The organism is Bradyrhizobium sp. I1.14.4 (genome assembly GCF_050435825.1).
GTDB lineage: Bacteria > Pseudomonadota > Alphaproteobacteria > Rhizobiales > Xanthobacteraceae > Bradyrhizobium.
Map to the genome: position 1 here is coordinate 24,849 of NZ_JBNDLA010000031.1, position 12,904 is coordinate 37,752.

Genomic DNA, 12,904 nt, shown 5'->3' on the forward strand with positions numbered 1-12,904 from the left:
AGTCCATCCATCGTGTGAATGTGTTCTATCGAAAGAATCGATTTTACCAAGTTGCGGGATGTTCGATAGCAAACATCAGTTTGGAAAGGCATACCACGATGGCTGCTGGTCGTTGCGCGGGCTCCGAGAAAAACTCATGGACGTGCGAGCACCTGCCGCATCGGTTTAGGCGGCGGCTATCGGCGCACCATAGGGGTTGCGTGCGTCTTCTCGGTGCGACGAGCGCTCGATGCGACGCTAGGAAGGTCCCGATAAACCATCGTATGTGTATTTCATTACCCGCGTACACTTGGAAGCGCGCCCAACCTCACCTTAGTGTCGTGACCGGGCGGCAGGCGCGAATTGCGGATGCCAAGTCCATCCGGCGACAGTTCAACTGGCTCGCCTGTCAATCGCATTCGGGGTGTGTCGAAGATGCATAAGAACCAGGTTGATCTGCTGACAATCGGACGCGCCCTCGATGAGGTCTCACGCATCGAAGGCCTGTCCTCAGACTGCGCAGCGTCGATAGCGATCTTGGACGAGGCGGAGCCGTTCCATGCTGCAGATAGGTTCTGGGCAATCCAATCGCCTCGTCGGCCTGTCCTGGCATATCTCCGGCAGGCATTGGATGGGACGATAAGCGCGAACCGTGCGATCAGCTCGTCTATAGCGAAGACGCCATTCCAAGCAGTGTGTTCCGACGCGGTGCTGGCGATGGGAGCGGGCTCCGATGCCGCATGGCCGCGCGTTTCAGTATTGATCAGCGGTTCGGCGACTAGCGAGCTCACGTGACCATCTCCGTTGTTGACCTCACTGGCGCAGGGAAGCCCGCCGTGAACATTGCCGTATCCCGGACTGCGCAAGCGCCTTCTGCGCGCTCTCAAGTCCAGTGGAGCGTTCGCTGGGAAAGCGAGCTGCGGCTCGCCGATCATGCCGAGCTCGCCGAGTTCTTCCGCAAGAGTTACGGGCCGACCGGTGCTTTCAATGCGCAGCCATTCGAAGGCAACCGAAGTTGGGCCGGTGCAAGGCCAGAGGTCCGCGCGATTGGTTACGACGCGCGCGGGGTGGCTGCTCACATCGGAGCACTCCGACGGTTCATCAAGATTGGTGCGGTCGATCTACTCGTGGCGGAGCTGGGGCTATATGCGGTGCGGCCGGATCTTGAGGGGCTTGGAGTTAGCCACTCAATGCGCGTGATGTATCCTGTGCTGCAAGAGCTTGGGGTCCCATTCGGCTTTGGTACTGTGCGGCCAGCGCTCGAGAAGCATCTTACCCGACTGGTTGGAAGGCGGGGGCTGGCAACCCTCATGTCCGGCATCCGCGTCCGGTCCACGCATCCGGATGTGTATTCCGACTTGTCGCCGATCCGCCTCGAAGAGGTGCTTGTGCTGGTTTTCCCGGTTGGATGCTCACTAAGCGAGTGGCCTGCCGGCACGATCATCGATCGGAACGGGCCTGAGCTGTGAAAGAGATCGTCCCGCTGTCTGCCGTCCGTTGCGACTACGCTGACCTGAGCGGAGGCCGTTCTGTCTATTTGACCTTCGACGATGGGCCAAACCCTTTTTGCACGCCAGAGGTCCTTGACGTGCTCACGCAACATCAGGTGCCGGCGACGTTCTTCGTGATCGGCACGTACGCGGCCGACCGGCCTGAACTCATTCGACGAATGATCGCGGAAGGGCACGAAGTTGCAAACCACACGATGACGCACCCGGATCTGTCGAGATGCGACCCAGCAGAGGTCCACGATGAACTGCTGACGGCGAGTAAGGCGATCCGTTCGGCATGCCCGCAGGCCTCACCCAGGCATATGCGAGCACCCTACGGCATATGGACCCAGCAGGTGCTGACCACAACAGCGAGAGCTGGCCTTGCAGCTGTGCACTGGTCGGTCGATCCGAGAGATTGGTCGCGTCCTGGGATTGATAGGATTGTGCGTTCAGTGCTGGCGGCCGTTCGCCCGGGTGCAATTGTGCTCCTGCACGACGGACATCCTCCTGGCGAGGAGACACCGTGCACTGATGCCGCCCTGCGCGATCAGACGGTGGCGGCGCTTTCATACCTGATCCCGACATTACAACAGCGCGGGTTTGTAATCCGTCCGCTCCCTCAACTTCACTGAACAAAAACTGGCACCCTATGGACCTGCTCGCTACAACCAGCGCTGTCGCCGTTTCGTCTTATGCGCTGCTCTCGACTGTCTACAAGAGCGCGCAAGCGCTTTATGCGCGGCCGGCGAACACCTCATTGCCGCAAGACGATCCGGAACAAGCCGAGCTGGCTCCGCCCAGCGTGGATATCATCGTGCCTTGCTTCAATGAGGATCCAAACACGCTCGCCGAATGTCTGGACTCGCTTGCAAGTCAAGACTACGCGGGAAAACTGAAAGTCTATGTGGTCGACGATGGATCCGCAAATCGCGACCTTGTCGAGCCTGTACACAGCGCCTATGCCAACGATCCGCGGTTCAGCATCATCTTGCTGGCCAGAAACGTTGGAAAGCGCAAGGCGCAGATCGCTGCAATACGCAGCTCATCCGGGGACCTGGTGCTCAACGTCGACTCGGATACGATACTTGCCGCTGACGTCGTCACGAAGCTTGCATTGAAGATGCAAGACCAGGAAATCGGTGCGGCGATGGGCCAGTTGATTGCGAGCAATCGCGGCGAAACCTGGCTGACCAAGCTGATCGACATGGAATACTGGTTGGCGTGCAACGAAGAGCGCGCGGCACAGGCTCGCTTCGGTGCCGTTATGTGCTGCTGTGGTCCATGCGCGATGTATCGTCGCTCTGCGCTCGCTCTGCTGCTTGATCAATACGAAGCGCAATTCTTTCGTGGCAAGCCAAGTGATTTCGGCGAGGACCGCCATCTGACGATCCTCATGCTCAAGGCGGGGTTTCGAACCGAGTATGTACCGGACGCGATCGCGGCAACAGTTGTCCCGGACAGCCTTGGGCCATACCTGCGTCAACAACTCCGCTGGGCACGCAGTACCTTTCGGGACACCTTTCTTGCATTGCGCCTGCTGCCAGAGCTAGATGGCTATCTAACCCTGGACGTTATCGGACAGAATCTCGGTCCCTTGCTTCTCGCCTTAGCATCACTGGCTGCACTCGCCCAGCTTGCAGTCGAAGGGTCGGTGCCCTGGTGGACGGGATTGACAATCGCAGCGATGACGATGGTCCGGTGCAGTGTGGCAGCCTCTCGCGCGGGAGAACTGCGGTTTCTCGGCTTCTCGCTTCACACGCCGATCAACATCTTTCTCCTGCTTCCCCTGAAAGCCTATGCACTTTGTACATTGAGCAATAGCGATTGGCTGTCGCGTACCGTTGTCAACGTGCCGACCGGAGGGGATAAGCAAGCCGTCACGCCGCGCCCGAAAGCTGGACCAGGCCCTGTGAGTACAGGGGGAGTTTCCGGCGCGATTCGTAAGTCGGGGTTTCCCGATCGTCCATCGCGCTTGGCGGCGGCGGAAAGTGTTTGCGGTGACGATCGATCGACTGCCTATAAATAGGTGATGGACTCATGACCCTGCACAAGAACCGTCAGCTACTGGAGCGCGAGTTGGCTGTGGATGATCCATGGCACCTCGACAGCAGTTCGTTCGAGCAGGAACGGTACGCGCAAATGCTCCGGATGTCGTGTTGTAACGGGGATGTTGCGCATGCCCTCGAAGTCGGATGCGCAGCCGGTGCATTCACGGAAATACTGGCGCCGCATTGCCAACGCGTCACGGTGGTCGATGTCATGCCGCAGGCGATTGAGCTAGCGCGCGTGCGGACTAGCAGCCGGTCACATATCACGTGGGTAACCTGCGACATTCAACAGTTCTCGACCGCTGAGCAGTTCGATCTGATCGTCGTCGCCGAGGTACTCTACTATCTCAACGACGTTGCCGAGATGCACGCGGCGGTCTGCAACTTGATGAGCATGCTTGCTCCAAATGGCGCTCTGGTGTTCGGGTCTGCGCGTGATGCCACGTGTCAACACTGGGGTCATGCTGCTGGTGCCGAGACGGTGATTGCTCTCTTCAAGGAACGCCTGTCGGAGGTCGAGCGTCTGCACTGCCATACCGGGTCGGTCAGCGAAGACTGCTTGCTCGTCTTGTTCCGGAATTCGAGTCACTCATCAGAACAATCAAAGTTCGGCCATTAGGCCAGGGGGTCGTATGCGCATTTGCGGCATCAAGTTGACACATGACGGGGCGATTGCCGTCGTCGAGGACGGGCGGCTTGTCTTTTGCACCGAGCAAGAGAAGCGCGGCAACAATCCACGCTATCAATCCGTCGACAATCTCGATGCAGTCGTGCTTGCTTTGGCGGAGCACGGCCTGGATCCGCGAGATATTGATCGGTTCGTCATCGACGGCTGGGATGGAGAGATTGAATCGCGATTCCAGGTGCTTAGCGGGGCCGTGCCGATCGCGCTGAAAGGAGCGCCATATGTCGAGCGCCATGCCGGGGGTCTTCTTGATTCGGTCGACGGCTTTGGCCTGATCCTTAGCGACAAGGTGTTTCCCTATAAAAGTTACCCGCACGTCACGGGCCACGTCGCGTCAGCATATAGCACCAGCCCGTTTGCCAGTGCCGGAAAACCGGCGTTCTGTCTGGTCTGGGATGGCTGCATCTTTCCGCGTCTTTACTATGTCGAACCTCGCGGAGCGCGGCTCATTGGATGCCTGTTTCCAATGATCGGTCACGCCTATGCCGCCGCGGGCCTTCACTTCGGGCCCTACCGGCAACCGAGTCGCACCAATTGGGACTTGGGTATCGCCGGGAAGCTGATGGCTTACATCGCGCTTGGCTCTGTCGACGAAAGCATCGTCGCGGTGTTTCAGGAGCTCTACAAAAAGCGCTTCGCCGCAGACACGGAGCAGGCTCGTCGCTACCGCGCGGACATCAACAATCCGGAAGCGTCACTTGCAGCTATGCACGACTTCTTCGAAGCTAGCGCACTGCGACTGAAGGGCAAGCAAGCGGAGGATGTGCTTGCCTCGTTCCACGTGTTCCTGGAACGCCTTATTGTGCAGGAAATTGCGATGGTTCTGCTGCGGCACTCCTCGCTTCCGGGAGCGCGAAATCTATGTGTAGCCGGTGGGTGCGGCCTCAACATCAAGTGGAATAGTGCGCTTCGCGAGACGGGACTGTTCGATGAAGTGTGGGTGCCGCCTTTCCCGAATGACAGCGGCTCGGCAATCGGTGCTGCTTGCGCAGCGATGGCCGTGCAAAATGGGTTTGGACCACTGGAATGGTCTGTTTACAGTGGTCCGGCTCTGCAGGCCAGCGAGATTCCGTCGGAATGGGAGGCCGCGCCGTGCAGTCTGCAGGAGCTTGCGGCCATTCTCGCCGACAACAAGCCGGCAATCTTCCTGTCCGGACGCGCCGAGCTTGGACCGCGCGCGTTGGGTGGCAGAAGCATTCTCGCAGCTCCGACGTCCCCGGCAATGAAGGATCATCTCAATGACATCAAGCGTCGCGAGCACTTCCGGCCTGTGGCGCCGATTTGCCTGGAAGATCGGGCGCCAGAGATCTTCAGCCCGGGTACGCCAGATCCTTACATGCTGTTCGATCACCAGACCCGGCCGGAATGGTGCGGCAGGATCCCCGCTGTCGTCCATCTGGACGGCTCTGCGCGGTTACAGACAATCTCGCGCAACTCTCCGCACAAAATCGCCGAGCTTCTCGTTGAATTCGAGCAACTCACGGGCATTCCACTGCTCTGCAACACGAGCGCAAACCTCCACGGGCGTGGATTCTTTCCGGACGCTGCCGCGGCCTGCCAATGGGGACGTGTTGAGCACGTCTGGTGCGACGGCCTGCTCTGGACCAAACCGGTCGTAAGCAAGTCATCGTCGGCTGAACGACTTCTGTCAGCCTAAGGTGAACATGTCCACCTTGGCAATCGACCTTGCCGGCGTCAGAAAGTCGTTTGGCGACAGGATTATCGTCAATGAGCTGTCGTTCTCGGTTGCGCGCGGAGAGTGCTTTGGCCTGCTCGGGCCCAACGGCGCCGGCAAGAGCACGGTCGCGCGTATGCTCCTCGGCATGATCTCGCCGGACGCGGGAAAGATAACGGTACTCAATGAGCCTGTGCCAGCGCGCGCTCGTGTGGCACGCGTGCGCATTGGCGTTGTGCCGCAGTTCGATAACCTTGAACTTGAGTTCACCGTACGAGAGAACCTGCTGGTGTTTGGCCGCTACTTCGGCATGAACGCTCGCAAGATCGAGGCGATCATACCATCGCTGCTCGAGTTCGCGCGCCTCGAAAGCAAGGCGGACGCGCGGGTCTCTGAGCTGTCTGGTGGCATGAAACGGCGACTGACCCTGGCGCGTGCGCTAATCAATGACCCGCATCTGCTCGTGATGGACGAGCCGACGACTGGTCTGGATCCGCACGCACGCCACCTGATCTGGGAACGCCTGCGAGTGCTGCTTGCGCGTGGCAAGACGATTCTCTTGACGACTCACTTCATGGAAGAAGCCGAGCGCCTGTGCGATCGACTGTGTGTCCTCGAGGGTGGACGCAAGATCGCCGAAGGCAAGCCCGACGCGCTGATCGACGAGCATATTGGTTGCAACGCGATTGAAGTCTATGGCGGCGATCCAAACGAGCTCTGTGAGCTGATCAGGCCCTATGCGCGACACGTCGAAGTGAGCGGCGAGACGCTCTTTTGTTATGCGCCATATCCGGAGCAGGTGCGCGCGCGCCTGCGAGGGCGAGCGGGCCTTCGCATTCTGCAGCGCCCACCGAATCTCGAAGACGTGTTTTTGCGGCTGACCGGACGCGAGATGGAGAAGTGAGCAATGGGTGAAAGTTATGCGGCGGTGATGCCCGCTAACGCTTACAACTGGATCGCGGTGTGGCGCCGAAACTTCCTGGCGTGGAGGAAAGTCGCACTTGCATCGGTTCTCGGCAACCTCGCGGATCCCATAACCAATCTGTTTGGCCTTGGCTTTGGCCTTGGACTAGTCGTCGGACGCATCGAGGGGACCTCGTATATCGCATTTCTGGCGGCGGGCATGGTCGCGACCAGCGCCATGACTTCAGCTACGTTTGAAACGATGTATGCAGCGTTTGCACGCATGGACGCCAAGCGCACCTGGGAGGCAATCCTGTCAACACAGCTCACGCTTGGCGATATCGTTCTAGGTGAGTTGGTGTGGGCGGCCAGCAAGTCCGTCCTGGCTGGAACAGCGATCGGGATTGTCGCTGCCACACTCGGTTATGCATCCTGGCCGTCCATTTTCTATGTCATTCCAACAATCGCCCTTACCGGGCTTGTCTTCGCCAGCCTGGCCATGGTCGTCATATCTCTTGCGCCAAGCTACGATTACTTCGTCTTTTACCAGACCCTTATCCTTACGCCCATGGTGTTTTTGTGTGGCGCGGTCTTCCCGATGAGCCAACTGCCCGGCTCATTTCAGCACCTGACCGGCTTGCTGCCGCTCGCACATTCGGTCGACCTCATTCGCCCGGTGATGCTTGAGCGCGGCGCTGGCGGCGCTGGCATGCATGTCGTTGCGCTTTGTCTTTACGCGGTATTGGCTTTCTTCGTGTCGACGGCACTGTTTCGGCGCCGCCTGCTGCGTTGACATGAAGTCCGGAGAAAGCCAGAGAAAATCCAGTTGATGCAGTGTCACGACACCTCATTCGATCGCTTTGAGGCGCGCCCGACTGCCACGGCCGCGGCTGCATTGGCCTTCAGGTCTTCGGTCAAGCGACGTCGGCCGCCGTCTGTTCGGTCGATCGGTAGAGCGCCTGTGGCGAGGCGCCGAGACGGACTTTGCTGAGCCTTGGTCGTGCTGGGTGGTTCGCGCAGCCGAGGGAGCGGGATAATGGAAACTACGCTGGTGGAACGGCAGTTGGCTGTTCTGCCATGATCAGATGGAGAACGAGATGTTGTGCCTCGGAGTGAGTGGCGGTCTTGACAGAATCTATGAAAGCTCGCCTGACCTGCCGAATACGTTTCTACACGATGGCGCTGCGGTTCTTGTCCGGGATGGCCGCGTGATCGCTGCGGTCGAGGAGGAGCGCCTCAATCGGGTCAAGCATTCCAACAAGTTTCCAGGCAATGCGATCCGATACTGTCTCTCCACTGCTGGAGTTGAGCTTGCGGAGATAGACCGTATCGCGTTCTACGCGACTGAAGCTTACTGCAATACCATGCTCGAGCGCCTGTTTGTTTCTCAGCCCGTCACGCTGGATGCCAAACTGTTGCTGCGACAGCTGCTGGCACGGGAATTCGGTGCTGAGATCGATGCGTCGCGGGTTTCCTTCGTTAATCACCACGAAGCGCATGCCGTGAGCGCGTTTGCCATGTCCGGGTTCGAGCGAAGCCTCATTTTTGCGATCGATGGCGGTGGCGATTTTCTTTCGGGTCTATTGGCGGTGGGATCTGGCACCGAAATTACGCAACTTGCAGGCTTTCCCGAGCATAACTCTCTGGGGTTGTTCTATCTCGAGACAATCCGATATCTCGGCTACGGGTTGTTTGACGAGTACAAGGTGATGGGGCTTGCGCCCTACGGTGATCCAGCTTCCTATCGCGAGCTCTTCATGCAGTTCTACGAGTTGCTGGACAACGGTGGCTATCGCGTCCACCTGGATCGAATCGGTCCGGCCCTGCTTCGCAACATCCAGGTCCGGCGAAAGGGAATGCCATTCACACAGCAGCATCGAGACGTCAGCGCTTCGCTGCAGGAAGCCTTGGAGCGCATCGTGTTTCACATCCTGCGGCACTATCGCGAAGCGACGGGAATGACGCGTTTGTGCCTCGCGGGAGGTGTGGCCCACAACTGCACGGTGAACGGCAAGCTGCTTTATTCGGGGCTTTTCGACGACATTTTCGTCCAACCCGCAGCGCACGACGCCGGTTGCGCACTCGGCGCCGCATTGATGATGTCAAACGAGTTGGGCAGGCCAGCGCCGCGCGAGCGACTGCCGCACGTCTATTGGGGACCCGATCTCGGAAGCGAACAAGCCGTAGAAAACGAGCTCAATGCATGGGCGGGGCACCTTGATGTTCAACGTAGTGATGACATAGCGGCCAGTGCGGCCGACTGGATGGCAGATGGCGCTGTGATTGGCTGGGTTCAGGGCCGCTCGGAGTTCGGACCTCGCGCGCTTGGTAATCGCAGCATCCTTGCGGATCCACGGCCAGCGGATAACAAGAACCGAATCAACGCGATGGTCAAAAAGCGTGAGGGCTATCGTCCGTTTGCGCCGTCTGTACTTGAGGAGGATGCGAGCGAGTTCTTTGAGCTTCCAGGCGGCACAAGCGAGCTCCCGTTCATGAACTTCGTGGTTCGCGTGCGTGAAGCCCAGCGTAGCGTGCTCGGTGCGATCACGCACGTTGATGGCACCGCTCGGCTGCAAACAGTATCGCGCAAGACAAATCCGACCTATTGGGATTTGATCAATGCGTTCAAGAAGCGAACCGGAATCCCGGTTCTTCTGAATACGTCCTTTAACAATAATGCCGAGCCGATCGTTGACTCCGTCTCAGATGCGATCGTCACGTTCTTGACGACCGACCTGGACGGACTTGTGGTCGGGCCGTTCCTGGTGAAGAAGCGAACAGCAACGCTGCAGGATTGGAGTGCACTGAGCGTTTCATTGCCGCCATATGCGTCACTTCATCGTGTTCGGTCTCACACGGCGGGAGATCGTCAGGAGACGGTCAGCGAAATCCGTACGGGACATTCGAGTCGGGATAGTATGCGTATCTCACGCGAACTCTTCGAGTTGCTGATGCAGATCGAGGGCGAGGCGTCGCTCGGCACCCTTCTCGACGCAATTGCGCCGGGCCGGGCCGACCGTGAAGATCTCGTGAAGGAGTTGCGGCTCGTGTGGGAGCAGCGGGGCGTGCGGTTGCATCCGCCTCGCGCCGCGTGCGACGGCAGCAATCAAGTATGTCGAGTTAACGTGGCTTAGTAGAAGAACACACGGAAAGCGTCGAGAGATCCGCCGGCATCCCAGGAATCGGCTGCTATGAAGGTTTATCGAAGCAACTCGCCGGCGGCACCGCGATTGCCGACCATGACGTCGGACGAGATGAAACGTGAGATGTCTCCAGGGATGTCTTTGGCCCAGCCAGGAGCCCGGAACGAGGTAATGCAGATGCTTGGCGGTTCGATGAACGAACGGTTCGTTATCTCCCGACGACACACGGGATTCGGCGACTGCCTGTGGTCGCTGGCGGCAGCCTGGCGTTTTGCGCAGCGGACCGGGCGGAACCTGGTCATCGATTGGCGGGGGTCCTGCTATCTCGATCAGCCGTTCATCAATGCCTTTCCAGTGTTCTTCGAACCAGTTGAAGAGATTGCCGGCGTACGGGTGATTTGCGACGATGAGATCAATCAGCGCTCTTTTCCGGGACCATTCTTCCCGGCTTGGTGGAACAAGCCATCGATCGACTGCGTGTATCGGCCGGACGAGCAGATTTTCCGGGAGCGCGACGAACTCGATCAACTGTTCCAAAGTCAGCAAGATAGTGACGCTAATACTGTTGTGTGTGGTGCCTGCCTGATGTGGCGCTGCGATGAAGAAGCAGAGCGAGAAATTTTCCGGAGCATTAAACCGCGATCTGAAATTCAGGCTCGGATTGATGCCGTCTACCGCGAGCACTTTGCGCCGTACAGCGTAATCGGCATTCATGTTCGGCACGGAAACGGCGAGGATATTATGGGGCATGCTCCCTACTGGGCCGACCCGGAGCGCGCCTTGCGACAGGTCTGTGATGCCCTTGATAAGGCCAGGGCGTTGCCGCACACAAAACCTGTGAGGGCTTTCCTGTGCACGGACAGCGCGCTCGTCCTTGAGAAGGTTTCGACTATATTTCCTGATGTTTTCACGATCCCAAAACGTTTCCAGGCGCCTCAGGCCGGGCCGTTGCACAGCGCCGCGCTCGGGGCCGAGGGCGGCTTTTCCGCCCTCATCGAGATGTGTCTCCTTGCCCGATGCGACACTGTGATTCGCTTCCCGCCGACGAGCGCCTTCACGCGCTATGCGCGCCTCTTTGCGCCGCGCGTGATAGAATTCGATTTGAACGATCCGAGCCGATTGATCTTGATTGAAGAAACCTCGCAAGATCTCGTGGCTGTATGAAAGTTGCAACTTGCGTCATCGACCCGATGGCCGCTCTTTGCATCCAGCAGTAATTTTACTTTGTTTCTGGGCGGCAATTTATTGTTTTGCCCAAACTGACGCTCCGACGCGACGTTCCACTGGAGAAGAGAAAGATGCGGCGGCCGAATGTCGTCCGCTGAAGCACGAACTCGGCGACAGTGGCCTTAACGTGCTGCCACCGGCTAAACAGGTGGAACACGTCTTCGTGTTCACCTCGCGCGGACCCGCAAGTGGAAGCTTCTCGGTGGCCAATCGCGAAGTTTCCGAAAAGTTCTCCGTTGACCCGGCGAGTTCCGTCGCGGCGGCCGGCCACTGCTTGCGGGGACTGGCGCATTCGGGATCGACTATGTGGGGCTGAAATTCGGTGCGCCAGTTCGTGGTCGCGAAATCAATCTGCGCGGCGACGTGCCACCGCTGGACACAACAGGCGACAGTGCGGTGAAGTCAGCACCAGTTGCGGGCAAGCTTGACGCCGAGATGCGCAGCCAAGCGAGTCCCGCGCGACATCCCGAAACTTGAGCTTTGAAAAATAATGCTTCCGCAAAGTCGGCTGCGTGATGAAAAGCGCCGACGCGAACCTAACGTACCAAGCTGGTAGCGTCAGGTTTCGATCGCACGCGGAACTAGGCGCGGCGGCTATCCTAACTGCTCGTCGCTCCGACGAGAGCCGCTGTCCATCGCCTCGCTCCTCCGCTCACGCGATCGCGAAAGGGAGCGCTGTCGCCCGATTTTAGCAGAGGCGAGTGGGCTCTTGGCGCTGTGTAGGTGAGGCACCAACGTTGTCCCAAAGCAAACGCACCATGTCTCGAATCGGCCAAGCGTTCCGCGAGCGCGACATTAGGACGCAAAACCGGAGCGCGTTTGTGTGCATCGCGGTGGCTAAATTCCTGCTAGGCGTTTACCAGTGGCGCTACAGGAGAGGAGGCGGGCGTGGGTCTCGATCTGCCAAATGACGATCTGGTTGGAGGTCCGCTGCCCGAGACACAGTTGGGTTGTCCCTTTCACGCCGATAAAGCCCGCGTCCATCGGGGAGAACGCGAGGCGATGCTGCTGACCGGGGCATCGCGCGGAATTGGTCATGCCACCGCCAAGCTGTTTTCGGAGGCGGGCTGGCGCATTATTTCTTGCGCGCGCCAATCGTTCGACGGCGAGCGGTGCCCGTGGGAGTCACGGAATGAGGATCATATCGAGGTCGACCTCAGCAACCATCGAATGCTGCCGCGCGTGATCACCCAGGTTAATGAACGCGTGGCCGGCGCACCTCTGCACGCGCTGGTGAATAATGTCGGCATCTCACCGAAAACGCCCAACGGTGACCGGCTGACGTCACTGACGACGTCAACAGAAATCTGGATGCGGGTGTTCCATCTCAATCTGGTGGCTCCGGTCCTGCTGGCGCAGGGTTTGTTTGACGAGCTGAAATCCGCGTCAGGATCGATCGTCAACGTGACTTTGATCCGGGCTCGCGGGTGCACCCGTTTGCCGGCAGCGCCTATGCGACGTCGAAAGCTGCGCTTGCAAGCCTCACGCGCGAAATGGCCCACGATTATGCACCGCATGGCATTCGCGTGAATGCAATCGCGCCCGGCGAAATCAGGACGGATATGTTGTCGCCCGACACAGAAGCGCGTCTCGTACCGAACATCCCGCTGCGCAGAGTGGGAACGCCAGATGAAGTGGCTAAGGTCGTCACCTTCTTCCTATGTCCGGATGCCGCGAGCTACGTCACGGGGGCCGAGGTCCCGATCAATGGCGGACAACACCTGTGAATTGGCCAGGCCTGGCAATGCAGC

The 12,904-nt window shown here is 59.1% G+C and carries 9 protein-coding genes and 1 pseudogene; all 10 read left to right on the forward strand.

Translation table 11 applies throughout. The features are described from left to right. Positions 1 to 815 precede the first annotated feature (815 nt). The 10 genes and pseudogenes from ABIB78_RS34295 to ABIB78_RS34340 all read left to right on the forward strand — a co-directional run bounded on the left by ABIB78_RS34295 (position 816) and on the right by ABIB78_RS34340 (position 12,880). Positions 816 to 1,448, forward strand: a complete 633-nt coding sequence (locus tag ABIB78_RS34295; RefSeq protein ID WP_429032992.1) for a NodA family N-acyltransferase — start codon at positions 816 to 818, stop codon at positions 1,446 to 1,448. Beyond that, positions 1,445 to 2,104, forward strand: a complete 660-nt coding sequence (nodB, locus tag ABIB78_RS34300) for a chitooligosaccharide deacetylase NodB (RefSeq protein WP_429032906.1) — start codon at positions 1,445 to 1,447, stop codon at positions 2,102 to 2,104. The genes ABIB78_RS34295 and nodB overlap by 4 nt, the downstream gene beginning before the upstream one ends. Positions 2,105 to 2,121: 17 nt before the next feature. Next, positions 2,122 to 3,498: a chitooligosaccharide synthase NodC gene (nodC, locus tag ABIB78_RS34305; RefSeq protein WP_429032909.1), complete on the forward strand. Its 1,377-nt coding sequence runs from the start codon at positions 2,122 to 2,124 to the stop codon at positions 3,496 to 3,498. Between the two features lie 11 nt (positions 3,499 to 3,509). Then, the gene (gene nodS, locus ABIB78_RS34310; protein WP_429032912.1) at positions 3,510 to 4,139 is read left to right on the forward strand and encodes a nodulation methyltransferase NodS; all 630 of its coding nucleotides are present in this window, start codon (positions 3,510 to 3,512) and stop codon (positions 4,137 to 4,139) included. A gap of 13 nt (positions 4,140 to 4,152) precedes the next feature. Next, positions 4,153 to 5,862, forward strand: coding sequence for a nodulation protein NodU (nodU, locus tag ABIB78_RS34315; protein WP_429032915.1), 1,710 nt, complete (start codon positions 4,153 to 4,155; stop codon positions 5,860 to 5,862). A gap of 1 nt (position 5,863) precedes the next feature. Next, complete coding sequence (gene nodI / locus ABIB78_RS34320) at positions 5,864 to 6,784, forward strand: nodulation factor ABC transporter ATP-binding protein NodI (RefSeq protein WP_429032918.1); 921 nt, start codon at positions 5,864 to 5,866, stop codon at positions 6,782 to 6,784. A gap of 3 nt (positions 6,785 to 6,787) precedes the next feature. After that, the gene (locus ABIB78_RS34325) at positions 6,788 to 7,576 is read left to right on the forward strand and encodes an ABC transporter permease (RefSeq protein WP_429032921.1); all 789 of its coding nucleotides are present in this window, start codon (positions 6,788 to 6,790) and stop codon (positions 7,574 to 7,576) included. Between the two features lie 304 nt (positions 7,577 to 7,880). Continuing rightward, on the forward strand, positions 7,881 to 9,917 hold the full coding sequence (locus tag ABIB78_RS34330; RefSeq protein ID WP_429032923.1) for a carbamoyltransferase family protein: 2,037 nt from the start codon (positions 7,881 to 7,883) through the stop codon (positions 9,915 to 9,917). A gap of 57 nt (positions 9,918 to 9,974) precedes the next feature. Then, the gene (locus tag ABIB78_RS34335) at positions 9,975 to 11,090 is read left to right on the forward strand and encodes a nodulation protein NodZ (RefSeq protein WP_429032926.1); all 1,116 of its coding nucleotides are present in this window, start codon (positions 9,975 to 9,977) and stop codon (positions 11,088 to 11,090) included. A 951-nt stretch (positions 11,091 to 12,041) separates the two neighbouring features. Further along, a pseudogene (locus ABIB78_RS34340) lies at positions 12,042 to 12,880 on the forward strand (SDR family NAD(P)-dependent oxidoreductase). The last annotated feature ends 24 nt before the right edge of the window (positions 12,881 to 12,904 follow it).

What these genes read in the sequence shown, in the direction of transcription:
- nodC (WP_429032909.1), top strand. Translation starts at nt 2,122, where the DNA reads ATGGACCTGCTCGCTACAACCAGCGCTGTCGCCGTTTCGTCTTATGCG.
- nodS (WP_429032912.1), top strand. Translation starts at nt 3,510, where the DNA reads ATGACCCTGCACAAGAACCGTCAGCTACTGGAGCGCGAGTTGGCTGTG.
- nodU (WP_429032915.1), top strand. Translation starts at nt 4,153, where the DNA reads ATGCGCATTTGCGGCATCAAGTTGACACATGACGGGGCGATTGCCGTC.
- ABIB78_RS34325 (WP_429032921.1), top strand. Translation starts at nt 6,788, where the DNA reads ATGGGTGAAAGTTATGCGGCGGTGATGCCCGCTAACGCTTACAACTGG.
- ABIB78_RS34330 (WP_429032923.1), top strand. Translation starts at nt 7,881, where the DNA reads ATGTTGTGCCTCGGAGTGAGTGGCGGTCTTGACAGAATCTATGAAAGC.
- ABIB78_RS34335 (WP_429032926.1), top strand. Translation starts at nt 9,975, where the DNA reads ATGAAGGTTTATCGAAGCAACTCGCCGGCGGCACCGCGATTGCCGACC.